Raw genomic sequence first — 25,627 nt, 5'->3', positions numbered from 1 at the left:
GCCCCGCTCCCTTTCATCTTTTCAAAAATACTCACCTGCGCAACACCCGCCGCGCCCGCGCCATCAGCGGCGGCGCGCTAACCTCTCAATACTGATAGCCGGGCGTCGAGGCCGACAGCGCCGCCTCATCCGCGTCCATCTCCGCCGCGATGCCGTCAAACAGCGGCGTCGACAGATAGCGCTCACCGGTATCCGGAAGCATCGCCAGCAGAACGGAACCTTCCGGCGCGCTCTCTGCCACCTTGATTGCCGCCGCCAGGCTGGCTCCGCCGGAAATGCCGGTCAGGATCCCTTCCTCCGCCGCCAGCCGCTTGGACCAAGCAATGCTCTCGTCGCCGCCTACCGGCTCCAGCCTATCGAAATAGCCCTTGTCCAGCGCCTCCTGCAGCACCAGCGGGATGAAATCCGGGGTCCAGCCCTGAATGGGATGCGGATTAAACGCCGGATGCGTCGCCGCCGGCTCGCCCTCATCATTGCGCGCCTGCAACACACCCGACTGCACCAATGCCGCATTTGCCGGCTCGCTGAGGGTGATCTGCAGATCCGGCCGCGCGCCCTTCAGCACCCGTCCCAGGCCGGTGACCGTGCCGCCGGTGCCATAGCCCAGCACCACATGATCCAACCGCTGCCCGTCAAAATCCCCCAGGATCTCCCGCGCAGTTGTGCTCTCATGGATGTCGGCATTGTCCTTGGTCTCAAACTGATGCGCCAGGAACCAGCCGTTTGCTTCGGCCAGCTCCTTGGCCTTCACCACCATGCCGACGGCCTTGTCCTCCTTGCGGGTCAGAACCACTTTGGCGCCCAGCATCCGCATCAGCCGCCGCCGCTCGACGGAAAACCCGTCGTGCATGGTGATCACCAAGGGGTAACCCTTGGCGGCGCAAACCATTGCAAGGCCAATCCCGGTATTGCCGCTGGTTGCCTCCACCACGGTCTGCCCCGGTGCCAGCCGGCCCTCGCGCTCAGCAGCCTCAATGATGTTCAGCGCCAGCCGGTCTTTCACCGATCCCGCCGGATTGAACGCCTCAAACTTCACATACATTTGAACATGATCCGGCGCGATCCGGTTCAGCCGGATGGCCGGCGTGTCACCCACGGTTTCCAGGATCGACCCATACAGACGGCCGCGGCCTTCGGTTGTGTAAATCATCGTCTTTCCCCCGTTCCTGTCGTCTCAGTTTGCAATTGCTTCCAAAACATATGCCCATCACCGCCCCTCTGATCAAGGAAAGACCGCCGCAGCCACGCAAGGAAAGACTGGTGTTCAAAGCGTTGCCGCCGAAGCAGAACCACATGCTCAGCCAGCGCCCAAGCGCAGACGGAAACAAGGCTGGAAAGCCTAAGAAAAGAAGCGCGATCCCAGTCCCTTACCCCACAAATCCGGCCACCAAAAAAGGGGCGCCAAACGCCCCTTCATCTTTCTTACAAATACTCAAATCCCGCGGCCGGCGCCGGGTGCCTCACTCCGCAGCAGGGGACCCCGCCGGCACCACCTGATCCATATTGACAGAAGGCTGATCACAGCCCGCTTCGCCAACAATCCTGGCCGGTACGCCCGCCACCGTGGTGCAGGGCGGCACCTCCTGCAACACCACCGACCCGGCAGCAATCCGGCTGCAATGGCCGACCTTGATGTTGCCCAGCACCTTGGCACCCGCGCCGATCAGCACGCCATCGCCGATCTTCGGGTGGCGGTCCTGCTCTTCCTTGCCGGTGCCGCCAAGGGTCACCGAATGCAGCATCGACACATTGTCGCCCACCACCGCGGTTTCGCCGATCACGATGGAATGGGCATGGTCGATCATGATCCCCTTGCCGATCCGGGCGCCGGGGTGGATGTCGATGCCGAAAATCTCCGAGGTGCGCATCTGAAAGAAATAGGCCAGATCCTTTTGTCCCTGCTCCATCAGGTAATGGCTGACCCGATAGGCCTGAACCGCCTGGAACCCCTTGAAATACAGGATCGGCTGCAGCAGCCGGTGGCTGGCCGGGTCGCGCTCGTTGATCGCCATCAGGTCGGCTCGCGCCGCCTCGACCAGTTCCGGGCAGTCCGCATAGGCGTCATCGACAATTTCCCGCAGGATTGTCATCGACATCTCGTTTGAGGACAGCTTGGCGGCGATCCGGTAGGACAGCGCCTTCTCCAGCGTCTTGTGGTGCAGGATACAGGCATGGACCAGGCCGCCCATCAGCGGCTGGGTGGCCACGGCCTCCTCAGCTTCGCGGGTGATGCGGTCCCATACGGGATCCACCGGAGTAACGGCTTGCTGTGTTTTTGCCATGGGTCAACGTCCTTTCTCCGCTCAGACTACCCATCTAAGGGGGAATGCAGCAAACGCAAACCCGTGATGAGGCATATTTTTGAAATGAATGAGTCGGATCAGGCGCAACTCAAACAGCAGATCACCGCCCGGCTGGCGCTGGACCCGGCGGCGCTCAGCTGTATCAGATGCGCTTCGGGGTGACAGGCTTTTGCGCCCGGAATCAAGCCGCAAGCGCCGGGCGAGCGCCCGCCCTTAGTTGCAACACACCCGCGCCGCCGCCAGGCGGCGCTGCGCCCAACGGCTGGCCGGGCAGGTTCCCTGCATGGATCAGCGGGCGGGAGCGCTCCGCTCCGCGCCCATCACAGCCGCCAGTTCCCGCAGCACCAGCCGGGTGCAGCTGAGATAATCCGGATCATCCAGAAACGGCTCACCGGCCAGTGCGAACCGCCGGGCTGCCGCACTCAGAGACCCATCGCCCCAGCGCGGATGCAGACGGCCCATCCGGCGGCAATGCGCCGCCGCCTCCGCCGCGCCGCTTAAGATACGGCGGCACAGGTGCAGCCGGTCGCTCTCCGGCACCGCCAGCAGCGCCCGTGCAACGGCAGAGACATCCCCCGGCAACACCGGAAGCCTCATCCCAGCACATGTTTGGCCGCAGGTCCGGCGCCGAACCGAGCGGAGCGCTGCGCAATTTCCAGACTGTCGCCCGGCTGCACCCCGTCCGCCGTTTGCAGTGCCGCCGGATAGGTCCAGCCCCGCGTTCCGGAATTCTCCTCCCGCAGCACCGTGGTCCCGCGCATCACCCGGATGCGGTAGGATTCGATCTCTTCGCCCAGCGGCACCTCCTCCAGCTCCCAGCTGTCACCCTCAATCCGCGTCCGGCGCACCCAGGAAACCGCAATGTCCGCCCCCAAGCCGCCTGCCAGCCGCAAATGCACCGGCGCATAGGGGCGCAGGCCAACGCCCTCAAACGCCTCCTGCAGATGCAGATATGACGGATCCTCCAGCGCCCGCCGCGCCGGGCCGATCCGGTAGTGGCGCAGCCGGCGCCGCTTTTCCGGCGCCAGTTCCATCTGCACCGGCGTTCCGTCCAGCAGCACCACAAATGATCCCGCAGGCCAGACCTCAGGCATCAGCGCATCCGTGCCCTGCTGTCCGCGCAACCGGCCGCGCAACAGATACGTCTGCGGCGCAATCAGCTCTGCCTCGCGGAACTGGAACAGCTCCCAGTTTCCGGATGTGCCGTCACCGATGGCCGCCGCGTTGACACCATTCAGCACGGCCTCCGCCGTTCGGCTTTCCAGCGAACCGGAGATCAGCCTGACCTGAAGATCCGCCCCCAGATCCCAGCGCCCAGAGCCGGCGGCGAACAGCGGCGATTGTGTCACCCCGACCACCTGCCGCGCCGCAACCACCTGTTCCAGCGCATAATTTTCATCCGCCCCGGAGCCATAAACCGCAACGCTGCCGGGCCAGGCCTGCGCGGTCAGCGCCAGATGCGGCGCATGCGGCACCTCATCCCCGCGCATCAGGGGCAGATCCATGAACAACGGCAGCACCGGTCCGGGGGCGGCAAAGGCATTGACCCCCGGCAGCTCTTCGGCCACCGCAGCCAGATCATAGACGCCGGGTTCGATCCGAACCGCCTCCACCATCTGCGCCTCGGCCTGCTCCACCCGGTCGATCCGGTACAGCTGGTCACCGCCTTCCACCGGCAGGGAGACCACATCCCCCGCCCCCAGATGCAGCATCGAGGGCGGCAGCGAGAACCGCGCCGTATCGCGCGAAATCCGCGCCTCAGCCAGCCAGCGGCTGACCACCTGGCGTGCCTCGGCACGGGTCAGCGCCAGCGGCAGCTCGTTCTGGCTGACACTATGCGTCGCCTCATCCGGCAGCACCGCCTCAACCGAGCCGGCAGCATGGTCGCCGCCCCATTCGGTGAACCGCAGCTGCACCCGGCCAGCCAGTTCTGCCTCGCTGGCGCGGGCCAGCTCCAGGCTGCCGTCCATCTCGTCATTCTCGGCCAAATGCGCCAGCGCCAGCGCCTCGGCGCCTGTCCCTTGGCGCATCCGGAACTTCAGCAGCCCGTCACGCTCCACCGCATCAAACCCGTGCCGCAGCATCAGGGGCTGCAGCACCGTGCGCGCGTCGCTGACATCCGGGTTCGCAAACCCATGCACCACGCCGTAAAGACCAGTGACATCAATGTCATACAGACCGGAGCGGTGGCAGACCTCCTCCACCACCGATCCAAGTGTCCGCTGCCCGGCGCGGCCGTTCAGCCAATGACCGCGCAGGTAGTTTTCGCCGTCGTTCCAGATTTCAATGCGGCTGGGAAAGGCCGGAAACGGCCGCGCATCCCAGGCCCAGACATAGGCGTTGGCCATGTCCAGCATCCGCCCCTCGTATTCTTCGGACAGCGGGTTGTTGGCGGCCTCCCCCCAATAGCCCAGAAACGCCCGCAAATAGGCGATCTGCATCAGATCGTCGCGCAAGCCGTTGGAATAGCGAGGCAGTTTTGATTCCGAGCTTTTCGGATCCAGAAATTTATTCGGCTGATTGGTGCCCTTGTCGATCGCCGCACAGCCCAGTTCGGTGAACCAGACCGGTTTTGATTGCGGCACCCATTCGGTCGCCACCGCCTGCCGCACGCCGCCGATCCGCTCGTGATGCTCGCTTGCCCACCAGCTGCGGATATCCTTATAGCGCCACACCCAAGGCTCATCATGGGCGCCGTCGGTGATCGGGGTGCGGATTTGCGCTTCGCGCGCCTCGGGTGAATGGTAATACCAGTCAAACCCCTCGCCGCCCTCGACATTGCTGCGCAGGTAATCCGGGTCATAGATCGCCGGCACGCCGGATTGCGCGTCCAGATGGTCCTCGCCCTCGCGCCAGTCGCTGAGCGGCATGTAATTGTCGATGCCGATGAAGTCGATATTGGCATCCGCCCACAGCGGATCCAGGTGGAAATAGCGGTCGCCACCGGGCGATTGATAGCCCCAGTATTCCGACCAGTCGGCGGCATAGCCGATTTTGGTCTCCGCCCCCAAAAGCGCGCGCACCTCCGCTGCCAATGCCTTCAGCGCCGCAACTGCGGGAAAGCCGCTGGCACCGCGGATCTGCGTCAGCGCCCGCATTTCCGAGCTGATGCAAAAGGCCTCCACCCCGCCGGCCGCCGCACACAGCGCGGCATTATGCAGGATGAAGCGTGACAGGCTCCATTCCTGCGGCCCGGTATAGGTGACAGTACCGTCGCCCACAGTGAAATCCGCCGCCGTGACAGTGCCAATAAACGCCGCCACCTCAGCCTCTGCTGCCGCGGTACCATCGGGAGAGCCAGGCTGCCCCGGTGCCGCTGACAGTGTGATCCGCCCGCGCCAGGGCAGATGCGGCTGGCCGGCCGCCCCGGTCCAGGGATCGGTCAACGAGTTGTCCTCGGCCTGATCCATCAGGATGAACGGATAAAACATCACCCGCAGGCCGCGCGCCTGCATCTCGCGGATCGACTGGATCACCGAGGCATCCGCCGGGGTGCCGCCATAGAGCGGCTCACCGTCCTTCTTCAGCACTTCCTCGGCCGCGGCGCGGGTCACGCCGCTGACGGACCAGGGCATGCTGCCCTCGGCGTGCTTATGCTCCACCTTGGGTTTCAGCGTGCAATCGCCGCAACGCAGGTCGCCGCCGAACCACGACACAATCAACGAGGCCGCACCGCAGGCCGGCAGCTCAGCCTCCAGCGCGTTCAGCGAGGTCTTGAGATCACTGAGGCCGGAGGGCGTATGCTCATTGGCCGGCTTGGCATCTCCCGGCCCGCCGGAATACTGCACTACATCTGATGCCAGCGCGTATTCGCCGGTGCCGGGCATCAGCGCCACCCCCTGCACCAGCCGGCCCAGATCCTGCGCATGGCTGCTGCTGGCGGGCTGTTCAGGGCGCAGCACATCAAATGAAAACTGCGGCACCCGGTTGCCAAAACGGGCAAGGTCCAGGTTTTCCATCACCACGTAAGCCGTGCCGCGGTAGGCGGGCACCTGCCCCGCACCTTCTACCGCTTCCATCACCGGATCGGCCAGTTGGTCCATGCTGCCGGTGTAGACGGTCATGTTCAGATCCTTGGGCGCCACTTCCTCGCCATCGGCCCAGACGCGGGACACATGCGCGACCTCTCCCTCGCACAGCGCAATCGCCAGCGAGACGGAATAGCTGTAGCTGGTCACCTGCGGCTGACTGGGACGTCCCTTGCCACCGCCGCCGCTGGTGGTGGAGGCTGTTTCCAGAAACCGTGAGGTCCAGATCACCTGTCCGCCCAGCCGCATCCGGCCATAGACCTGCGTCACTGGCGTGCCTTCACTGGCCTGGGTCAGGCGGAAACGGTCGATCTTGCCGGTCTCCACCGGGTCGGCGCCGCTGCCCAGCAGCCGCTCGTCGATCACCCGGCCCAAAGTGGCGCCCACCGCGCGGCCAATCACCGCCGAGGACAGCCCCGCCACGGTGCCGCCGATTGTGCCGCCAATCGCAGCACCAGCGGCAGAAAGAAGAATGGTTGCCATCAGATCAGCTCCTTTGGGAATTGAAACCGCGCCACGATGCGGCGCTGCCAGGGGGGGCTCAGCGGGCTTTCGACAACCCCATGGCCCGCATAGGCGTGGATGAAGGCGGGGCCCGGCTTGACCGCTGCTGCCCCCGGTTCTGTTTCGCCAACTGCGGACTGCACCCCCAGATGCTTGGCCACCGAGCCGTCGCGCATCCGGAACAGGATCACATCGCCGGCGGCAGCCTCAAACAAGGGTTTCGCCATCAAATGCCGCGCCGCGGCCCGCCATAGCGCCTCAGCCCCCTGCGGTTCGGACCAGTCCATCGTATAGGCGGGCGGCGCCTCGGGTTCGGCCCCGTACAGTTCCCGCCACAGGCCCCGGATCAGGCCCAGGCAATCGCAGCCCGCACCCTTGCAGGCGGCTTGATGCACATAAGGCGTGCCGATCCAGCCGCGGGCGGCCCGAACCACCCTGCTCATCGTCTGCTGCCCCCGGTGTTCATGCCGGACTGGCGCGGCACCGCCATCACCCAGTCCTCGCCGGGGATGTCCGGGAATCCCTGGAAATTCACCAAATTGTTGAACTTCAGCCGGCAGGTCTCCATGCGCTTGTCGCAACCGGCCTCCAGCCGGACCATATCCCCTGGTGCCACTGCCGCACGGATCGGTTCCCACAGGGTGACCCGGCGCCCGCCGGCCTTGGTCTGATCCGCTTTCACGGCGCCCCACAGTCCCGCAGCCGCTCCGCTTAGCACCGTCAACCGCCCGCCGGCGAACCAATCCGGTTCAAACCCCGGCAGCGCGTCCCAATGGAACACCTCGTTGCGCTCAACTGCGACGGTCTGCAGCTCAACCGCGTAGCCGGGCGTCTCCAGATCAAAGCGGCAGGCCGCATCGCCCAGCACCGCCGTGCAAGGTTTCTGATAGATCCGCCCCAACGGCTGGTTCAGCAGCTCCGTCAGCCCGCGCAGCTCAGCCTCGAACGCACCGCCCGCACGGCGGATCTCGCCGATCGAACCGCGGAACTGCAGCCAGCGCATTGAGACATCCTGCCAGTTCACCAGCCAGCAGCGTACTTCAGCACCGTCAAAACGTCCTGCCTCGATGTCCGCCTCGCGCACGGCGGCGTCGCTTAAAACCCCCAGCGCTTCGGTGTTGTCGACAGACAGACCGGTGGCCTGGCTTACGGCCCGTGCCGTCAGCCCGCTGCCTGGCTGAAAGCGCAACCCGTCAAAGCTCAGCACACAGTCGTGATCGGTGAACCCCAGCACCGTGCCGTCACGCCGTTCCAGCGCCCAGGCCCGGCAGAGCGTGGTGACGCCGGACTGAAGATGGGCCTGCAATGCGTTGGAAAGACTGCTCATACCCGGACCTCCACCACCGGCACCGCCGGCGCCTCACCCGCTTGGAACGACGCCACGCTGGTCTGGATGCCAGTGGTATCAAAACGCACCGGCACGTCGAATTCAAAGCCGGCGTTGATGCTAAGGCCGACCTCCGGCGGATGCGCCAGCGTGATCAACCCGGTGGCGGTGTCCAGCTGGTAATCCACGCTTTCGCGCAGCTCATCCTGTTCGATGCCGACCCGCACAGAACCCGCTACCGGCTTGGCAATCGGGCGCTGATAGGTGAACTCCCCCGACCGGTAGGTCTTGGCCAGCTGGAACGTTACGGTGCTGCCGTCGCCGGTGGCAATCACCTGATCGCGGAAATCCGCCTCGGCGCTGGGCCGGGCTGATTTGTAATCGCTCCAGTCCTTCCAGCGAAAGCCGTACAGCTGCCCTTGGCGGGCTTCGAAGAAGGCGATCAGGGTTTCGATATCCTCCAGCGCACGCAGGCCCAGACCGGCATCATAACGGCGGCGGGAGTGCGCCCAGGGGGTGTTGCGTTCTTCAAACCCGTTGGCAAGCGTCACCACATCGGTGCGCCGTTCAGGCCCGCCGACCGAGCCGAAGCTGAGCGAAGCAGGAAAGCGGACTTCGTGAAAATTCATTAGGTTACCCTCCGTAGTTAACGGTTTCGCCCGCCGCGTGACAACGCGCGGGACAGCTGTGCGGCGATCTGGCTGCGGCTGCGTTCAAAGCCTTTGACGTCGGGGGTGGAGACATTCATCACCACATTGACCCCGCCGCCGCCCTGGCTGCGCACGCCCAGCGACCCGTCAGCGCCGCGGGTCAGCGGCAGGATCGCCTCTGGCCCCGCTTCGCCCATCAGCCCGGTGGCGCCGCGCATCGGGAATGCGGTTGGTCCGGTGACAACGCCGCCCTTGGCAAACGGCATCACCTTGCCCTGGCTGAAGGCGGCGCCATCGGCAAAAGGCAGGATGTTTCCGATCAGCGAGGTGAGGCCGTCAGTCAGCAACCCGCCGGCATGGTTCATCACCGGTTTCATGGCCGCGTTGTAGGTGGTGCGGATCATCGAGCGCGCCAGCGTGTCCATCGACTCCGACAGACTGTCGCCGTCGAAAACCAGCCCGTCAAAAGCACGCCGCAAACCATTGGAAAGACTGCGGTCCAGTATCTGCGCATCGCGGCCGGTTTCGGAAAACCCTTCCTTCACACGGCCCAGCGTTTCTGCAAAGACAGCAGCCATTCCAGAGGCACCGTCCAGCGCTTCTCCCAAAGCCTCGCCTTGCAATTCCAGTTCTGCCATTGATGACGAGTCAGCCATCTGTTGTCTCCTTTTCCTGAGGGCCCGGGATGTCGGGGAAGTCCTGCATCAGCGCCGCCAGCCGGTCCCGGCCAAGCGGCTGCGGTGCTACGGCCTCGCCCAGCATCAGCCGCAGCTCTGCCGGGGTCAGTTGCCAGAAGTCGCGCGGCAGCAGCTTGAGGCCTGCCATGCCGGCGCGCATCAGGGCAGGCCAGTCGAGCGCGGTCATTTGCCTTCCGGCACAGCAAAGCTGCGCACCAGCAGCTCCGCCGCCACCCGCGCCGCCTGCATGGGTCCGCCGGTAATGGCGGCCGATGCCAGGTCATCACGGCTAAGGTCATGCCCGCCGCCCTCAAGGCCGGCCGCCAGCAGCGCCAGCACGTCGCGGGCGGAAAACCGGCCCTGCTCAAACCGCTGCACCAGATCCACCAGCGCGCCTTCCTCCAGCGCGGCCTCCAGCCCTGCTAGCGCGCCAAGAGTCAGCTTCAGCGCGTAAGATCTTCCATTTACGAGCAATTCCGCCTCGCCTGCGTGCGGGTTCACCATTGGTCAAACCGCTGCAAAGCTGAGCTGACCGGCACTGGCCAGCGACAGCTCATAGGTCGCTTCGCCGTTGTGGCTACCGGCATATTCCAGCGCAGTGACCTGGAACGGCCCCTGCACGATGCCGAAATCCGGGATGATGACCTGGAATTCCGGCGTCAGCCCTTCGAAAAACAACTGCCGGGCGCGTTCATCCGTCGCCTCGTCCCGGAAGATGCCGGAACCGGAGATACTCGCCGAGCGCACGCCAGCACCAGCCAGCAACTCGCGCCAGCCGCCCTGGCTTTCAAGGCTGGTCACATCGACGCTTTCGGCGTTGAAACTGATCCGCGTGGCGCGCAGGCCTGCGATGGTTTCAAACAGGCCGGCGCCGTTCATGTCCACTTTGACCAAAAGGTCCTTGCCGTTTTGAACTGTCATGGGTTTTCTCCCGGTATTTCAATTGGTTTTAAGGGTGTCCTGATATTCAGACGTCATCCACCCGCGCCCGGAACCGCAGGGTGATCTGGCGGCCGCCGGTGTTCAGCCGTTCCGCCTTGGCCCGGTCGAACCAGAGGCCGGTCAACTGGCCGCGGGTCAGTGGTACCGAGGCGCCAACCAGCGCGTCGCAGACCGCCGCGGCGGTGGCCTTGGCGCCCGCAAAACCGGCGGTGTCGGTGGTGACGGTGATAAAAAACCGGTGCTCGGCGCCGCCCGCGGATTTGTCGGAACGGTCCAGCACCTCCTCTGATCCCAATGCCACATAAGTCTGCGGCAAGGGGCCTGCGGGGATCGCGTCATAGATCGCGTCGCCGACCAGAGCGGTGAGGCCCGTGTCGCCGGTCAGATGGGTGTAGACGGCGGATTGCAGCCCGCCTGCGATGGCATAGGTCATCCGCTCACCTCCTCAACCGCGAAACACGTCAGGTAGCGGGCATCTGGATCAGATTCTGCAATTGCATCAATACGGTAGATCCTGTTGCTGTCGCGGAATCGCTGATCCGGGCGGGGCCGGGATGCAAAGCCTTCGGGCGTTGCACGCAGGGTGATCCGGTATTTCTGCAATGACAGGCTGTCCCTGCTCAGACGCCCGGTGAGCGACTTCACCTCGGCCCAAAGGGTGCCAAGCGCGACCCAGGTCTCGGTAAAGCCGCCGGCGCTGTCGGCCTCACGCTGGGGGTCTTCCAGCACCAGCTTGCGGGTGAGTTTCGGGGGGTTTTTCATACCAGGCCTCCCAATGTCAGCCGCAGGCTGCGGTAGCGTTCAATCAGGCTGGTCACGCCAAAGGGCATGCAGCCGCCATGGAGGCCGGTGTCGGCCCGGTATTCGTAGTAATGCGCGGCCAGCAGCATCACCGCCTGACCCAGATCGGCGGGTAAACCGCCCCAGTCCGTGGCCATGCCAGCCTGCAGGGAAATCCGCGCCAGACCGCCGGTTGGAATAGCCGGCAGCAGGCTGCCTGCCGGGCACAGACGCGGGCGCTGGCTGTCGCGCTCCAGGTGATAAAGGGAGGCATCCAGAACCGTTTCGGTACCGCCGGCGTCGCGTATTGCAACGCCGGTCACCGATTGCACCGGGGCGATGGGCAGGATCATCCGGGCGCGGTCGCGCCAGTGGCGGATCTCCAGCTCGAATTCTCGTGTTATCAGCGCCTTGCCGGTCCTGGCTTCGATCGCTGCCAGGGCGGCGCGCAGAAAGCCAAACAGCACCTCATCCTGCAGACTGTCCTCGCCAAAGCCGGTGCCCAGACGCAAATGCGCCTTGAACTGGGCCAGCGGCAGGGCGGCCTCGGGCACGGGTGTCACTTCGCTCAGCATCATCATCTCACTCCTGCGGGCCTTCCCCTGCTGCGGCCCTGATCTGCTGTCCGGGTGGGGTTCGGCGGGCATGCACCATCCCTTGCCGCTCGGACGGAGGGGAGCAGCTGGACGGCAAAAGACTGTGGGGTGCATGCCCGCCGGCGGACCGGTCTGCCGGTCCGCCATCAGCGCAAAGCGTTAGCTCGCGCCGAATTTCATCAGCTTGATCGCAGCAAAGTCGCTGACGTCGCCGCCGACCCGCTTGGTCGCGTAGAACAGCACATGCGGCTTGGCGCTGAAGGGGTCGCGCAGCACCCGCAGGTCCGGGCGTTCGGCAATCGTGTAACCGGCGCGGAAATCGCCGAATGCAATCGGGTAGCTGTTGGCGGCCGGATCCGGCATGTCCTCGGCGATCAGCACCGGGTAGCCCATCAGACGTGCGGGCTCACCCGCGGCCAGGCCGTCGGACCACAGAAAGCGGCCATCGGCGTCTTTCAGTTTCCGCAGCATCCCCGCAGTCTTGGAATTCAGAATGAAGGTGGCATTGGCGCGGTATTCCGCCCCCAGCGCATAGACCAGGTCGATGATCGCGTCGCCGTTGCCGATTTCGCCGTCCACGCCGGTCGCCTTGTAGCCGATGCTGCCCCAGCTCCAGATGTCGTTATCAGCCACGGTATAGTCAAGGAAACCTCGGGGCTTGTCGACGCCGTCGCCGTTGATAAAGGCATCGGCCTCGGACCGGGAGAACTTGTCGGCGATGCGGTCGGCCAGCCAGCCCTCGATATCAAAAGCGCTGTCATCCAACAGCCGCTGCGACGCCTTGGGCAGCGCGCTGAGTTCATGCAGCGGGATCGAGATGCGGTCGATAGTGCCGGTGGAGGTCTCTGCCGCCGGGCCGGTTTCATTGGCCCAGCCGGCCCCCATTTCGCTGTGGTCGATCAGCACGTCATATGACGATGCCTCCACATGCACCACAGAGGCCACAGCGCGGATCGAAGCGGAGGCGTTCAACACCGCTTTGACGGTTTCCGAGGTCTGCGGGTCGACCAGATAACCGCCGTCGCCGCCCACGGCAGTGGACATCGCCTTGCCCTCCAGTTCCAGCCCGCGCAGGCTGTCGTCATCGCCGCTGCGCAGGTAGGCGTTGAACGCCTTTTGATGCGGTGCGCCCGCGTCCTGGCTGGCTGCCAGATGGGGGCGGTTCTGAGAGATTGTCTTACGGTCCAGCATGTTCACTCGCTCTTCTGCCTGTTTCAGCCTTGATTGCACGTCGTTCTGAAAGCCCTTGAATTCATGAAGAAAGCCGGTGACGGCCTGTTTCACTTCATGCGCCAGGGGCGCTATGTCCCCGGAGATGTCCGGGAGGTCTTGGTTGCTCATAATTGTTGTCCTGCCTTGAGGTCACTGGTGATCTGGCGCAGGCCTGTGGCCAGTGCGCGCAATGCGTCTGCCTCGGCATCCAGGGCGGAGGATTTGCCCGCCACCCGCGCCGCGGGCAGCATCGGGAAGGTGACCAGCGACACCTCCCACAGCTCCACTTCGGTCAATTGGCGGGTGCCGTCCTGACCGCGGCTGGATTTCACGGTTCGATAGCCGATTGACAGGCCGTCGATGGCGCCGGCCCCGATCAGTGCGGCGGCCTCGGCCCCCTTGGGAGTGGCGGTCAGGATGCGGCCCTTGACGTAAAGCCCGCGCTTGTCCTCGCGCACCTCGTCCCAGACGCCGATGGGTTGCGCCGGGTCGTGCTGCCACAGCATCTTGACTGTGCGGCCCTGATCCTGAAGCGCCTTCAGCGAGGCGGCATAGGCGCCGCGCACCACCACATCGCCGCCCTGATCGGTCTGGCCGAACAGGCTGGCGTAGCCGCTGATTTCTGTTGCGTCCTTCAGCGAGAGATCCTCGCCGAAGCGTGCGAATTTATGTTCAAGCCGGGGTGGTCCCTGCATGATATTTGCCTCGCAAGTTGTTGTTGTTACGGCAATTGAACCGTCAAGAAGGATTGAAAGGCCTGCGCCAGGATCACCGCGGCAACGCCGTAGACAGTGAGCCAGAGGCGTTTCTCCAGCCGTTCCATCATTTGTTCGATCCGGTCGAGACGGCGGTTCACAGCCTCGTTCTGGATCTGGGCGACCCGCTCATGGGCGGACAGGCGCAGTCCCGGTGAACAATCGAATGCGTGCATCGGGTGCTCAGTCATCCTGTCCGCCCCCCGCTTGCGGCGCGTCGGGGGCTTCTGCGGGCAAACCCAGCAGCTGCCGCTTTTCCGCGGTGCTGAGGAAATCCGCGCCAGACACCCGGCGCCACTGCGCCTCGCGCTCGGCCGCCAAGGCGGGCAATTGATCAAGGTCGGGTTTCAGGGTCAGGACCTCGCCGGTCCAGCCGGTCAGCCAATCGGCCAGCGCGGCGGTGACCTTGGAGACCAGGGGCAGCACGGTCAGCCGGTAAAAGGCGCGGTGGGCCTCTTGGTAGTTGGCGTAGGTTGCATCGCCGGGAATGCCGAGCAGCATCGGCGGCACCCCGAAGGCCAGCGCAATCTCGCGGGCGGCGGTGTCCTTGGTTTTCTGGAATTCCATGTCGGAGGGCGAAAAGCCCATTGGCTTCCAGTCCAGGCCGCCTTCCAAAACCATCGGACGGCCGGCATTTTTGGCGCCCTGAAAGTTTGATTGAATCTCGTCACTTAGGATGCGGAATTGTTCCTCTGACATGCGGCCATGGCCATCCGAGCCTTTCCAGACCAGCGCACCGGAGGGACGGGCTGCGTTGTCCAGCAGCGCCTTGGACCAGCGGGAGGCGGCGTTGTGCACATCTATCGCCATTGCCGCCGATTGCAGCGATGACAGGCCATAGTGGTCGTCCTGCGGGTGGAAGCTTTTGATATGGCAGATCGGGGATTGGGCAGGATCGTTGGCAAAGCGGTGCTTGCGCCCGCCCACAACATAGTCAAAACCCGCGGGCCAACCGTCCGGCCCCGGCACCACGTTCATCCGGTCGGAGCGCAGCACATGCAGCTCTGCCGGGGCGATGTCCTCTGCCGTCACCGCTTCAATATAGGCGTTGCCGGACAGCAGCAGGTGTCCATACAGCGCCTCCAGCAGTTCGGCCTGGCCCTGCGCCGGGTTGGGGCGGGCCAGAAGCGCCAGCCAGGGGTGGCTGTCATAGCGCTGGCGGCTGTCCTGCAGCACCAGCGGCACCGCGGCGGCGGCCTCGGCGATCATACGGATCACCCGGTGGCCGACCGGATTGCCGGCAAAACCGCTGCGGGTCAGGGAGACGCTGTCGCGCGGGCTCCAGGCGGTGCGGCCTGCGCCCTGCCAGGAGACCACGCGGGCGGTCTGGCTGGCCTTCTGTTCCAGGGCGGTTTCCGGGGTTTCGGGCTTGTTGCGCCGCAGCAGGTCAAAGACCATTGTCCGCTCCTCATGGTTGCTGTTTGGGGCGCTCTGTGCCGGAGGGCCTGTTGCGCCTTTGCTGAGGATGATTAATGACAGAGAGGCCTGAAGATTTGGCCAGCGGTGCGTACGCAGGGGGCGCAACACCTTGATGTAACCGATTGTAAAAACTGAAAATGGCAGCGTTGCATGCTGCCATTCCCTGGTCTTTCATTTCCGCAGCCCCCAGCCTGCGGCGGGGCTGCGTCTACAAGACCCGCACCTGCGGCAGCTGCAGTTTCGCCGCTGGATGAATGATCAGCTCATGCAGGGCCCAAACCAGCGCATCCAGCCGGTCGGGCGAGCCGCTGCCGCGGTAGCCTTGCGGGGTCATCAGGCACATCTGGTCCTCCAGCTCTCCCAGCCCCGGCAGGTGTTTGACGCGGCCTTGCTCATACAGCGCGGCAGCCGGTTCGGCGCGGGCGGATTTGCCTTTGCTTGCGTGCAAGGCGCGGAACGGCACCATGGGGTCGGCCTGGCGCAGAACGGTCTCCACCAAGGCACCGCCCTGGTTGACCTCGGCCACAACCCGGTCGGCGCCATGGGTATCGCGGGCGGCAATTGCGGCCTGGGCCCAGGCCAGCGGCCCAACGCCCTGCACGGTGCAATCCGCCAGAACATAGGCGCGCCAGTCCTGCGGCGGGCCTTGGGTGACAGCACCGGCCACCACAATGCCGCAGGCGTCCGAGGATTTCCCCGAACTGACCGCTGGATCCACCGCCACCACCACCCGGTCGAGCGGCGGAGCCTCTGCCACCTGTGCAGCGACCAGCGCGGCGTTTGTCCAGAGCGCCCCCTGCACATCGGTCAGCATTACCCCGTCCAACTCCTGCCGCCCGAGACGGGTGCCGGCATAACGCGCGCGCACCTCCTGCAGGAAGGACGGTGCGAGGTTGGCACGGTTGGCCTCGGTCGCGGCGTGGGTCTGCACGGTGCTGGGGGCGGCCAGCAGCCGTTTCAGCACCGGTGCGTTGCGCGGCGTGGTGGTGACGCAGACGCGCGGGTCCTGGCCCAGCCGCAAGGCAAACTGCAGCATGTCCCAGCTCTCCTGCCCCTTTTTCCACTTGGCCAGCTCATCCGCCCAGGCGGCATCGAATTGGGGGCCGCGCAGGGCCTCGGGGTCGTGGGCGGAAAACGCCTGCGCCTCGGCGCCGTTGGGCCAGATCAGCTTGCGTTCGGAGGCCTTCCATTTGGGCCGCCGGTCGGGCGGCGAGCAGGCCAGGATACCGCTGTCGCCATGGATCATCACGTCGCGCACCTGGTCATAGGTTTCCGCCACCAGCGCAATGCGGCGGGCGGTGCCGGGATCGTGCGGGCGCGGCCCTTCGGCAAGGGTGCGGATCCATTCGGCCCCTGCCCTTGTCTTGCCGGCCCCGCGGCCGCCCAGGATCACCCAGGCACGCCAGCCGCCCGGCGGCGGCCGCTGGTGGTCCAGCGCCCAGATATCAAAGAGATGCGGCAGCGCGCAGAGCGACTTGCGGTCCAGCTCATTCAAGAACCAGTTCTGGAGCGAGAGCGGAACGCAGGCCAGAAAGTCCGCGCTCGACAGCAGCGCGTGCTGCGACGAGATCGAGTTCATGTTCGGATTTGAGCATGCGGGCGAATTCGGTGCTTTGTTCTGCAAGGAGTCTCTCCACTTTCTGGCAATCGCGGATCAGCTGTTCCAGCTTGCTGATCTGGCTTTTGGCGCCGGTCGCTTCATCGGCGCCTTCCGCGTCGAGCTGCTCGCGCAGCTCCTCTGCCTCGTTGCGCAGGCGGTGGATGCTCTCCTGCAGGGATCGCAGGAGATCGGCAGTGTAATGCACCTGCCGCGTCAGCACAGCGGCGCCGTCCTGGTCTGTTGGGTGATCTGTCATGAATTTGTCTGCCTCATGCGTTTTTTGTCCGCACAAGAGAAAGAACGGCGGCCACCGGCGGAGGAGTCCGGGGCCGTCCTTGTTTCTTCCAGCTGCAATACAACCTATACACGAACCATCAGCAAAAGTCAAGAGTTACAGGCCGGGCTGCGAACGGTGGGTGCGCAACGGGCAGCCGCACAGGCGGGTGGCACACATCTTTGGGCAAAGCAGCCCAAGCCATTGTAAACGAGGAAGGCAAGGGCGGATGCTCATAAATCTGAGGTGATTTAAATGATGCGCATCTTTCACAAAATCACCCTTCCCGAAATGCAATCCAGGATTGTAGCGTCAATTCTGCACGACGCCGTGCAGCAACGTCATTTTTTTGATAACGAGGAACCGCACATGGGTTGGACCAACTACCAGATCGCCACCGCGCAGGAATCGACACCTGTACCCGGGGATGCCGGAAAGATCTTTTATGATGCCACACTCCACTATGTGAACATTCCGGCAAACGCCACAATCGTGATGTCCGGCGGCCCCAGCGGCGAAGGCCAGACATCCGTTGACGATGTGGTCAAACTGACCATGACGGACCAAAGCGATCCAGAGAACACCGCCACATATTCACATGACTACAGCAATGGCTGTTCCGGTGTGGTGACGCCGATGCAGCCAGTGGACCTAAGCGCGCAGTTCAGCGCGCTGGCTGGAAAAACCGTCAAGGCGACCATTGAATTCTATGATAAATGCGGCGGTTACCAGAGCGGGACAAATTTCTACATCTGCATCTACACGTGAAGCCGGCCTGTCATAACGGCGGCCCCAAAGCTTGCACCAAAAAGGGCGCCCCAAGGGCGCCCTTCCTGCTCATGGATATCTCACCGCAGACTGTTTCCCGGCACAAATTCCGGCCCTAATTCCGGCCCTGGCATCAGCCTCAGTTGTTCTGCTGCTGGGCTTCGATCTCGCGCCATTTGGCCACATTCCTGTTGTGCTCGTCCAGCGTCTCGGCAAACGCATGGCCGCCGGTGCCGTCGGCAACAAAGAACACATAATCCGTGGCTTCAGGGTTCACCGCGGCCTCCAGGCTTTCCATGCCGGGATTGGCGATCGGAGTCGGCGGCAGGCCTTCGATCACATAGGTGTTCCAGGGCGTGGCTTTGCGCAGCTCGCTTTGGCGCAGACCACGGCCCAGGACACCTTCGCCCTTGGTGACGCCGTAGATCACCGTCGGGTCCGTCTGCAGCCGCATGCCGCGGTTCAAGCGGTTGGTGAAGACCGAGGAGACCACCCCGCGTTCAGAGGCAACGCCGGTCTCCTTCTCAATGATCGAGGCGAGGACCAGCATTTCTTCGGGGCTGCCGACCGCAGCATCCGCGGACCGGCTTTCCCAGGCGGCGTTGATGCGCAGCTGCTGGCGCTCCTGCATCTCAGCCAGAACGGCGGCACGGTCTGTGCCGGTGGTGACCTCATAGCTGTCGGGCGCCAGGAGGCCCTCCCCCGGGCGTTCGCCGGGGTCGCCGTTCAGCACATCCATGGCCTTAAGCGCCTCAACCACCTGCCAGCTGGTCACGCCTTCGGCCAGCGCAATCCGGTAACGGGTGTCGGCCTCCTGGCGGGTCTCGGTATAGGCAGCAGGAGCCTCCCCTTCGCCGAGGATGAAGGCGGCCTTTTCCTCGAATTTATTGGTCGCCGGATCCAATTCGCGCACCACGGTCTGAGTGCGGGTCACGCCGACGCGATAGACAATCTCGGTGCCGCAGGTGGAGGCGCCGGAATGGGTGATCCCGTCGATGATCCGCTCCATCGAAGAGCCCGGTTCCAGCAGGAAGCTGCCGGCCTTCAGCTGGCCGGTCTTCTCGCTGTATTTGGCGCCGAGGCGGAAGATGGCGGCGGAGGCGACCGCGCCCTGGGTTTCCAGATCGCGGCTGACCCGTGCCATGTTCGAGCCCCGCTCGACCCGCAGGCAGATCGCTGTCTCCAGCGGGCCTTCAGCGGTGTATTGCGATTTGCCCCACAGGATCAGACCGCCCAGCAGGAACAAAGCCGCAATAAGCACTGTCAGCATGTTGGAGGCGAGGCTGCGCCACATCAGCCGGCCTTTCCGAAGATCACCGAGGCATTGGTGCCGCCAAACCCAAAGGAGTTCGACAGAGCAATCTCAACCTTACGCTCACGTTTGGCGTTGGGGGCCAGATCCACCTGGCTTTCGATGGCGGGGTTGTCCAGATTGATGGTCGGCGGTGCAACCTGATCGCGGATCGCCAGGATCGAGAAGATCGCCTCAATCGCGCCAGCCGCGCCCAACAGGTGCCCGGTAGCCGATTTGGTCGAAGACATGGTGACATTGGCAGCGTGGTCGCCCAACAGACGTTCAACCGCACCCAGCTCAATTGTGTCGGCCATGGTCGAAGTGCCATGCGCATTGATATAGTCAATGGCAGACGGCTCCAGGCCCGCGTTTTTCAGCGCCGCCCTCATTGAGCGTTCGCCGCCTTCGCCATTCTCGGACGGCGCGGTGATGTGGTAGGCGTCGCCCGACATGCCATAGCCCAGCACCTCGGCATAGATCTTGGCGCCGCGGGCCTTGGCGTGCTCGTAGTCTTCCAGCACAACGATGCCGGCGCCCTCGCCCATGACAAAACCGTCGCGGTCGGCGTCATAGGGGCGCGAGGCCGCTTTAGGGTCGTCGGCGCGTTTGGTGGACAGCGCCTTGCAGGCGTTGAAGCCGGCGATACCGATCTCGCAGATCGCGGCCTCGGCGCCGCCTGCGATCATCACGTCGGCGTCGCCGGATTTGATCAGCCGCGCCGCATCGCCGATGGCGTGGGCGCCGGTCGAACAGGCGGTCACAACCGAATGGTTCGGGCCCTTGAAGCCAAAGCGGATCGACACCTGGCCCGAGATCAGGTTGATCAGCGCACCGGGGATAAAGAATGGGGACACCCGGCGGGGGCCTTTTTCCTTGATCATCACGGCGGTGTCCGCAATCGACGACAACCCGCCAATACCAGAGCCGATCATCACGCCGGTACGCAGGCGGCTTTCTTCATCTTCGGGCGTCCAGCCGGCGTCCCGCACAGCCATATCCGCAGCAGCGATGCCATATAGAATGAAGTCGTCAATCTTCTTCTGGTCTTTCTTGATGACCCAGTCATCCGCGTTGAATGTGCCCTCGGAGCCATCGCCGCGCGGCACCTCACAGGCATATGTGGTGGTTACACCGCTGGCTTCGGCGTCAAACAGGGTGATCGGGCCCGCGCCCGACTGGCCGTCCAGCAACCGGGACCAGGTTTCTTCGACTCCGCTGGCCAGCGGGGTGACCAGGCCCAGTCCGGTGACAACTACTCGACGCATTCCTTGCTCTCCTTTGCCTCGGCAATCCGTCCGTTCAAATAGCTTGGAATGGCGGCTGGGTGCAAGAGCGGGCTGATCTGCAGTGTCGCCATGTGCAATGTGCATTTCACGGAGAGATTGCGAGAGTGGAATTTATTGTTAACCAATACCCCCTAGGTTGATAGCGCGATGATGACAGAACTCGGCATCCGTCCTCGTGGATTGCCAAAACCGGGCTGGAGGTCTGGGCCAATTTTCCTCCAGCCCGTCTTTTTCTCTCCGCTATGCTGACAGTACATTGCCTATGCTTGTTTCACCGGTGATCCGTGCCCTGATTTAATTGCCGCCGCTGCTCCGCCGGTTTCCATGTTGCTGTCCCGGCGTTGCCAGCCGCGGTTCAGATCCGGGTGCCGGCCAGCCGCGAGAGACTGGCAAATTTCCGCCACTGGGAAGATCAAAGCCAAGGCCGGCGGAAATTGCGCTTAGAGGCGCCTCTGGTCGCCGGAGCATCCCTGTGGCTGCTGCCTGTGCCCTGCGCAGCTTGGGCGGTCTGGGCGGCCCCCAAAAGCCGCCTGCGTTAACGGCACATTTGCATTTATACGTCATTCTTTTAGTCCAAAGGCATAAAGGAACGGCCCCGCCATGCGCAATTGGCTCCCGCTAACTGCATTTTTACTGGTTATTGGACTGCTGCCGGAACGCGCAGCCGCCAGTTGCGCTGTGCATCAGGAATTGTCGAACCTGCACCGGGCGTCCAAGGGGTTCCTCGCCTATCTCAGCTCCGGCCAGAATGCATTTTATGTGCAGCATCTGCGCAGCTGGATCAGCACAAACCCGCCCGCGCCGATGCGGCAGCGGATGAAAGCGGTTGGCATTCAATCCGTCGCTGCCGGCATGCAGGAGCTTTTACAGCAGCAGCAGGTCCTGCTGAAAATCCTCTCCAGCCAGGGCCGGGCCGCCGCGCTTGAAACTGCGCGCCATATGGGCACCCCGGTGCTGGCGTCGGAATTCGGAACCCGTGTCGAAGCTTTGCCCTGCGACCGGGTGAAGGAAAGCGGCAATGGCAGCAAGCTGGTTGCCGTGGCTGCGGGCGATGCACGGCAGAGCCAGCAAATCAGAAATGCCGCAATTGCCTGGCTGTCGTTTCTGGTTCTGGGCGGCAGTGCGCTGTATTTCCTGGACCGGATCGGCATCCGCAAAATCCGCCGCACGAAACGCTACCCCTGCGCAGTGCCTTGCGTCTTGCAGGCGGGCGGCCGGACAGTCCAAGCTCATCTGGTCGATCTGAGCCGGGCCGGCGCCAAGGTGCGCCCCGACAGCCCTTGCGAAGTGTCTGGGCGGGTGACCCTCAATTTCGGCGGATACACAATGGACGCCCAGGTCCGCTGGCAAACCCCCGGCTATTGCGGCGTCCAATTCTCCAAGGATTTCAACTTCATGCAATTGCACCGCCTGCTTGAGGCCTTCCCGCTTCAGGGCGACGGCCTGCGTGAAGAAGTGCGGCTCGGTATATAACAGCCCTCCGGCGCGCCAAAGGATCCGGCGGGTCCAGCACAAAAACTGTGCAATTCAACTGCCCTTCCAAATGAAACCGCCTGGAAAAGACACGCGAACCTGACATGTCCCGCACGGACTTGCCAGGCGGCAGGCGCATTGCGTGTCTTTTCAGTTCCGAAATCACCGGCCAATGTCACACACCGTAAGGTGCAACTCCGGACGGTGTTGCCGGTTTTATGGTGAATTATATACCCGCATAGAGGGTGTTAACGGTATCCAATTATCCATTGAGTGGTTCTACTGCATCCAACACCGCGACTGCACTTCCTCTCATGACCGGAAGGGTCCTGTATTGAAACACTGGCCATTGATTATCGCTCTTTCGATTTCCCCGGCTGTGGTTTGCGGCAGTGCAGGCATGGCTGCCGCATCATCCAGGGCGACCTGCATGCTGCAATCGGATCTCGCGCTTATGCGGCATGAGATGCGTGAATTCCTGGATTATTTGCGGACCGGGCAACAGGACGGCCAGGCCAAGAACCTTCGCCATTGGATGGCTGACCACCCGGCCGTACCGCTGCGCATGCGGATGCGCAGGTCGGGCATGGGGGCCTATGAACCGCTTACCATGAGGTTGATTACACAACAAAAAGGCCTTCTCGAAGTATACCGTATCCATGGACGGGAACGGGCGGAGGTCAGTGCGCGGCGGCTGGGCGCACGGGCCTTGCTGGAGAATTTATCCCGACAGATCGTTTCTTTGCCCTGCGATTTCGTACCGAAAGACATGCAAATCGGTCAGGCACAGGCAAACCTCGGCCCATTGCTGCCGTACCGGCGGAGGACCGCTATTGCCAGTTCTCTCTTAGCTCTGCTTCTCGCCGGCGCCGGCCTGTTTTTGGCAGAGCGAGTCACGCGCAAACGCTTGCGGCTAAGGCGCCGTTACCATTGCTCTTTGCCGTGCACCCTGCACTGCCGCCAGCGCCGGTTCCCTGCAAAAATTGTGGACATTAGCCGGGTGGGTGCAAAAATCCGGGTGCTGGAGCAACCGCAGGAACCGCGCGAACCGCAGTTCAATATCAAAGAGGCTGTAATCGCCTCGGTGCCCGGTGTGGCGTCTTTTGACGCGCAGATTATGTGGCAGAACGCCGACTATTTCGGCATCAAATTCAATGCCAAACTGCTGCGTGCCGATATGAAAGCCTTGCTCAATTCAAATCAACCGGGTCAGCAACAACCGGAACCCGCCGCCAACGAAGCATGATCCAGCAACATGCTGCCGGCCTTCCGGATCCCTGCCTTCAGTACCGGGCCACTCGAAGGATGGCCGCAACAGGGGCAAAAAATCGCCTGCGGACCAAAATCCGCAGGCATTGATTTATTGGAACTCGGCGACCGGCTCGGGTTCGGGCCGGGCCACTTCCAGAACTTCCTCGACAGTCACTGTTTTGCGGAACAGCGCCCGGCCAATCATCGCACCGGAAATATTGTAGATGTATTTCAGGCGCGAAACATCATCCGAGCTGCGCACAACGCCATTGGCGATCACCGGCGTGCGGGACTTTTCCGCGAGGGCGGAAATCAGGCCAAGCTGAGCTTCGAGATCCGACATGTCGCTGTCGATATCGGTGACAATGATTCCCGCCAGTGGCGCGGAATCAAACGCCGCGATAAAGTCCTCGGGCGAGATTGCGCCGGACTGGCGCCAGCCATCGGTCATCACCTGGCCCTGGTATACATCCACGGCCAGCACGATCTGGTCCGGGTGGTGTTTGGCCAGTTCCTGAACCAGCTGCGGATCGCGCGCGGCCAGCGTTCCGATCACGACGCGCCCTGCGCCTTTGTCGATCCAATGCTCGGCATGCTCGCGTGAGCGGATGCCGCCGCCCAGCTGCACCGGAATGCCGGCGCCGCGGATGATGTCGCAGATCAGCTCCTCGTTGCAGTGATCGCCTTCAATTGCGTTGAAGTCGGTCACATGCATCCATTCCGCCCCGGCGGCCGCAAAGCCCTTGGCGGTTTCCACCGGATCCACATGCCAGATCATCGGCTCATCCAGGCGGCCCTTTTCGAGGCTCACGCAGCGGCCGTTCTGAATCTCCATAGTGGGGTAAATCATCATGATGCCTATCTCCTAAGTTTTGCCTCTTACAAAGAGATTAGCACGGAACGCTGCCGCCGGAACGCCGTATCATGACGATTTATGGAACAATTGCGGCGCAGCGGAGCTGTCGCTTGATAGCGCAAACAAACACCCCGCAAATTTTCCGGCAAAATGGGAATCAGAGCCCTGCCGGACAAACGAAAACGGCGCCTTCCCCGATGGGAAGACGCCGCTGGGTCCGGTTCTCCGGAAGCGTGGCTTAGGACGCTTCGGAGATGAATTTGACCGCGTCGCCGAAGGTCTGGATGGTTTCGGCTGCGTCGTCCGGGATCTCGATGCCGAACTCTTCTTCAAACGCCATCACCAGTTCCACGGTGTCCAGGCTGTCTGCGCCCAGATCGTCAATGAAGGAAGCGTTTTCGGTGACCTTGTCTTCTTCTACACCCAGGTGCTCAACAACGATCTTTTTTACGCGGTCTGCGACGTCGCTCATGTCTATTCCTCGTCTTTCAGGGCACTCTGCCCAGTTCTGCCCTTGCCCGTTCGGGCGGCGTGGTTATTGCCCGGAGCGGGCGTTGTAATCCCCGCCGGGCGGGGACAGTGCGGCGGCTCCCTTGGGGAAACACCAGTACAGATATGCGCCGCCTATAACATAGACCGCGGCCAAGGCAAACGGTTTCGCTTGGTCACAGCAGCCGGGGCCAGATGCCTTCTGGCGGCTATGAAGGGTGCAGATGGCCCCGTAATCAAGTGCTTGCAAGAGGCCCAGAGCAAATTTTTCGCAAATCCGCTCCTTTTCAACTGCTTGGCAGCGAAACCTGCACCGTTCCTACGGCCCGGTCAGGCCGGGGCAGACATGGAAATACCCTGCAGGCAGGCTGCAGGGCAATGCATGGCACAGGTTGGCGCGGGGCTTAGATCATTGCCATGCCGCCATTCACGTGCAGCGTGGTGCCGGTGACATAACCCGCTTCCTGGCTGGCCAGATACAGAACGGCTGAGGCGATTTCTTTCGATTCCCCCATGCGGCCGGCCGGGATCTGGGTCAGGATCGCGTCTTTCTGGCTATCGTTCAGCTTGTCGGTCATTGCGGTTGCGATAAAGCCCGGGGCAACCGCGTTCACGGTGATGCCGCGATTGGCGATCTCATAGGCCAGCGATTTGGACATACCCACCATGCCGGCCTTAGATGCCGCATAGTTGGCCTGGCCGGGGTTGCCGGTGGCGCCCACGACCGAGGAGATGTTGATGATGCGGCCCCAGCGTGCCTTCATCATGCCGCGCAGCACGCCGCGGCACAGGCGCATGGTCGAGGTGAGGTTCACGTTCAGCACGCTCTCCCATTCCTCGTCTTTCATGCGCATGAACAGGTTGTCACGGGTGATGCCCGCGTTGTTCACCAGAATGTCGACAGAGCCCATGGCGGCAGCCGCCTGTTTCGGCAGAGCCTCAACCGACTCTGCATCCGACAGGTTGCAGGTCAGCACATGGGCGCGCTCGCCCAGCTCCTCGGCCAAGGCATTAAGCGGCTCTTCACGGGTGCCGGACAGGGCCACGGTGGCGCCTGCGGCGTGCAGGGCGCGGGCGATGTCGCCGCCGATGCCGCCCGAAGCGCCGGTCACAAGGGCGTTCTTGCCAGTCAGATCAAACATT

28 protein-coding genes are annotated in these 25,627 nt (G+C 63.4%); 4 read left to right on the top strand and 24 right to left on the bottom strand.

Annotated features, from left to right (window positions below):
* Window positions 1-85: 85 nt before the first annotated feature.
* From cysK to K3555_RS08545, 19 genes are all read right to left on the bottom strand, one after another.
* Window positions 86-1,150: a cysteine synthase A gene (gene cysK, locus K3555_RS08635; RefSeq protein WP_260008164.1), complete on the bottom strand. Its 1,065-nt coding sequence runs from the start codon at window positions 1,148-1,150 to the stop codon at window positions 86-88.
* A 310-nt stretch (window positions 1,151-1,460) separates the two neighbouring features.
* Window positions 1,461-2,282 (bottom strand): serine O-acetyltransferase, encoded by an 822-nt coding sequence (gene cysE / locus K3555_RS08630; protein WP_259991958.1) that lies wholly within the window; start codon window positions 2,280-2,282, stop codon window positions 1,461-1,463.
* Window positions 2,283-2,591: 309 nt separating this feature from the next.
* Window positions 2,592-2,900: a hypothetical protein gene (locus tag K3555_RS08625; protein ID WP_260008163.1), complete on the bottom strand. Its 309-nt coding sequence runs from the start codon at window positions 2,898-2,900 to the stop codon at window positions 2,592-2,594.
* Entirely contained in the window at window positions 2,897-6,814 is a 3,918-nt protein-coding gene (locus tag K3555_RS08620; protein WP_260008162.1) for a glycoside hydrolase/phage tail family protein, read from the bottom strand. Before K3555_RS08620 ends, K3555_RS08625 begins: the two co-directional genes overlap by 4 nt.
* Window positions 6,814-7,278, bottom strand: coding sequence for a peptidase (locus K3555_RS08615; RefSeq protein WP_260008161.1), 465 nt, complete (start codon window positions 7,276-7,278; stop codon window positions 6,814-6,816). The genes K3555_RS08620 and K3555_RS08615 overlap by 1 nt, the downstream gene beginning before the upstream one ends.
* A complete protein-coding gene (locus tag K3555_RS08610) occupies window positions 7,275-8,162 on the bottom strand; it encodes a DUF2163 domain-containing protein (protein WP_260008160.1) in 888 nt (295 codons plus the stop codon). Before K3555_RS08610 ends, K3555_RS08615 begins: the two co-directional genes overlap by 4 nt.
* Window positions 8,159-8,791 (bottom strand): DUF2460 domain-containing protein, encoded by a 633-nt coding sequence (locus K3555_RS08605; protein WP_259991949.1) that lies wholly within the window; start codon window positions 8,789-8,791, stop codon window positions 8,159-8,161. The genes K3555_RS08610 and K3555_RS08605 overlap by 4 nt, the downstream gene beginning before the upstream one ends.
* A 17-nt stretch (window positions 8,792-8,808) precedes the next feature.
* Entirely contained in the window at window positions 8,809-9,468 is a 660-nt protein-coding gene (locus K3555_RS08600) for a phage tail tape measure protein (protein WP_260008159.1), read from the bottom strand.
* Window positions 9,461-9,676, bottom strand: coding sequence for a rcc01693 family protein (locus K3555_RS08595; protein ID WP_260008158.1), 216 nt, complete (start codon window positions 9,674-9,676; stop codon window positions 9,461-9,463). Before K3555_RS08595 ends, K3555_RS08600 begins: the two co-directional genes overlap by 8 nt.
* A complete protein-coding gene (locus K3555_RS08590) occupies window positions 9,673-9,993 on the bottom strand; it encodes a gene transfer agent family protein (RefSeq protein ID WP_260008157.1) in 321 nt (106 codons plus the stop codon). Before K3555_RS08590 ends, K3555_RS08595 begins: the two co-directional genes overlap by 4 nt.
* 3 nt (window positions 9,994-9,996) lie before the next feature.
* Window positions 9,997-10,410 carry a phage major tail protein, TP901-1 family gene (locus tag K3555_RS08585; RefSeq protein WP_027259100.1) on the bottom strand — a complete coding sequence of 138 codons (414 nt, stop codon included), beginning with the start codon at window positions 10,408-10,410 and terminating at the stop codon, window positions 9,997-9,999.
* Between the two features lie 46 nt (window positions 10,411-10,456).
* A complete protein-coding gene (locus K3555_RS08580; protein ID WP_260008156.1) occupies window positions 10,457-10,864 on the bottom strand; it encodes a DUF3168 domain-containing protein in 408 nt (135 codons plus the stop codon).
* Entirely contained in the window at window positions 10,861-11,193 is a 333-nt protein-coding gene (locus K3555_RS08575; RefSeq protein WP_260008155.1) for a head-tail adaptor protein, read from the bottom strand. The genes K3555_RS08580 and K3555_RS08575 overlap by 4 nt, the downstream gene beginning before the upstream one ends.
* Window positions 11,190-11,789 carry a head-tail connector protein gene (locus K3555_RS08570; protein ID WP_260008154.1) on the bottom strand — a complete coding sequence of 200 codons (600 nt, stop codon included), beginning with the start codon at window positions 11,787-11,789 and terminating at the stop codon, window positions 11,190-11,192. Before K3555_RS08570 ends, K3555_RS08575 begins: the two co-directional genes overlap by 4 nt.
* Before the next feature lie 177 nt (window positions 11,790-11,966).
* A complete protein-coding gene (locus tag K3555_RS08565; protein WP_260008153.1) occupies window positions 11,967-13,148 on the bottom strand; it encodes a phage major capsid protein in 1,182 nt (393 codons plus the stop codon).
* A complete protein-coding gene (locus K3555_RS08560; RefSeq protein ID WP_260008152.1) occupies window positions 13,145-13,714 on the bottom strand; it encodes an HK97 family phage prohead protease in 570 nt (189 codons plus the stop codon). The genes K3555_RS08565 and K3555_RS08560 overlap by 4 nt, the downstream gene beginning before the upstream one ends.
* Before the next feature lie 26 nt (window positions 13,715-13,740).
* On the bottom strand, window positions 13,741-13,965 hold the full coding sequence (locus K3555_RS08555; RefSeq protein ID WP_027259106.1) for a hypothetical protein: 225 nt from the start codon (window positions 13,963-13,965) through the stop codon (window positions 13,741-13,743).
* The gene (locus K3555_RS08550) at window positions 13,958-15,172 is read right to left on the bottom strand and encodes a phage portal protein (protein WP_260008151.1); all 1,215 of its coding nucleotides are present in this window, start codon (window positions 15,170-15,172) and stop codon (window positions 13,958-13,960) included. Before K3555_RS08550 ends, K3555_RS08555 begins: the two co-directional genes overlap by 8 nt.
* Before the next feature lie 229 nt (window positions 15,173-15,401).
* On the bottom strand, window positions 15,402-16,688 hold the full coding sequence (locus K3555_RS08545; RefSeq protein ID WP_260008514.1) for a DNA-packaging protein: 1,287 nt from the start codon (window positions 16,686-16,688) through the stop codon (window positions 15,402-15,404).
* A gap of 82 nt (window positions 16,689-16,770) precedes the next feature.
* Between K3555_RS08545 and K3555_RS08540 the strand changes: the two genes are divergently transcribed.
* Both K3555_RS08540 and K3555_RS08535 read left to right on the top strand, forming a co-directional pair.
* Complete coding sequence (locus K3555_RS08540) at window positions 16,771-17,277, top strand: hypothetical protein (protein WP_260008150.1); 507 nt, start codon at window positions 16,771-16,773, stop codon at window positions 17,275-17,277.
* 45 nt (window positions 17,278-17,322) lie between these two features.
* Window positions 17,323-17,835: a hypothetical protein gene (locus tag K3555_RS08535; RefSeq protein ID WP_260008149.1), complete on the top strand. Its 513-nt coding sequence runs from the start codon at window positions 17,323-17,325 to the stop codon at window positions 17,833-17,835.
* Window positions 17,836-17,974: 139 nt separating this feature from the next.
* Here K3555_RS08535 and mltG read toward each other — a convergent pair whose 3' ends face one another.
* The gene (gene mltG, locus K3555_RS08530) at window positions 17,975-19,129 is read right to left on the bottom strand and encodes an endolytic transglycosylase MltG (RefSeq protein WP_260008148.1); all 1,155 of its coding nucleotides are present in this window, start codon (window positions 19,127-19,129) and stop codon (window positions 17,975-17,977) included.
* Window positions 19,129-20,394, bottom strand: a complete 1,266-nt coding sequence (gene fabF / locus K3555_RS08525) for a beta-ketoacyl-ACP synthase II (RefSeq protein ID WP_259991924.1) — start codon at window positions 20,392-20,394, stop codon at window positions 19,129-19,131. The genes mltG and fabF overlap by 1 nt, the downstream gene beginning before the upstream one ends.
* A gap of 621 nt (window positions 20,395-21,015) precedes the next feature.
* Here fabF and K3555_RS08520 point away from each other — a divergent pair.
* On the top strand, window positions 21,016-21,888 hold the full coding sequence (locus tag K3555_RS08520; protein ID WP_259991922.1) for a PilZ domain-containing protein: 873 nt from the start codon (window positions 21,016-21,018) through the stop codon (window positions 21,886-21,888).
* 430 nt (window positions 21,889-22,318) lie between these two features.
* The gene (locus K3555_RS08515; RefSeq protein WP_260008147.1) at window positions 22,319-23,134 is read left to right on the top strand and encodes a PilZ domain-containing protein; all 816 of its coding nucleotides are present in this window, start codon (window positions 22,319-22,321) and stop codon (window positions 23,132-23,134) included.
* Window positions 23,135-23,248: 114 nt separating this feature from the next.
* On the opposite strand, the gene K3555_RS08510 is transcribed toward K3555_RS08515, so the two are convergent.
* From K3555_RS08510 to fabG, 3 genes are all read right to left on the bottom strand, one after another.
* Window positions 23,249-23,992: a 1-(5-phosphoribosyl)-5-[(5-phosphoribosylamino)methylideneamino] imidazole-4-carboxamide isomerase gene (locus K3555_RS08510; RefSeq protein WP_259991918.1), complete on the bottom strand. Its 744-nt coding sequence runs from the start codon at window positions 23,990-23,992 to the stop codon at window positions 23,249-23,251.
* A gap of 241 nt (window positions 23,993-24,233) precedes the next feature.
* Window positions 24,234-24,467, bottom strand: coding sequence for an acyl carrier protein (locus tag K3555_RS08505; protein WP_005982462.1), 234 nt, complete (start codon window positions 24,465-24,467; stop codon window positions 24,234-24,236).
* A gap of 421 nt (window positions 24,468-24,888) precedes the next feature.
* Window positions 24,889-25,626 (bottom strand): 3-oxoacyl-ACP reductase FabG, encoded by a 738-nt coding sequence (fabG, locus tag K3555_RS08500; RefSeq protein WP_259998927.1) that lies wholly within the window; start codon window positions 25,624-25,626, stop codon window positions 24,889-24,891.
* Between the last annotated feature and the right edge of the window lies 1 nt (window position 25,627).

The sequence above is a fragment of the Leisingera sp. M527 genome, assembly GCF_025141525.1.
Classification (GTDB): Bacteria; Pseudomonadota; Alphaproteobacteria; order Rhodobacterales; family Rhodobacteraceae; genus Leisingera.
Note: the sequence above shows the minus strand (reverse complement) of the source record. Positions and strands in the feature narration are given on the sequence as shown.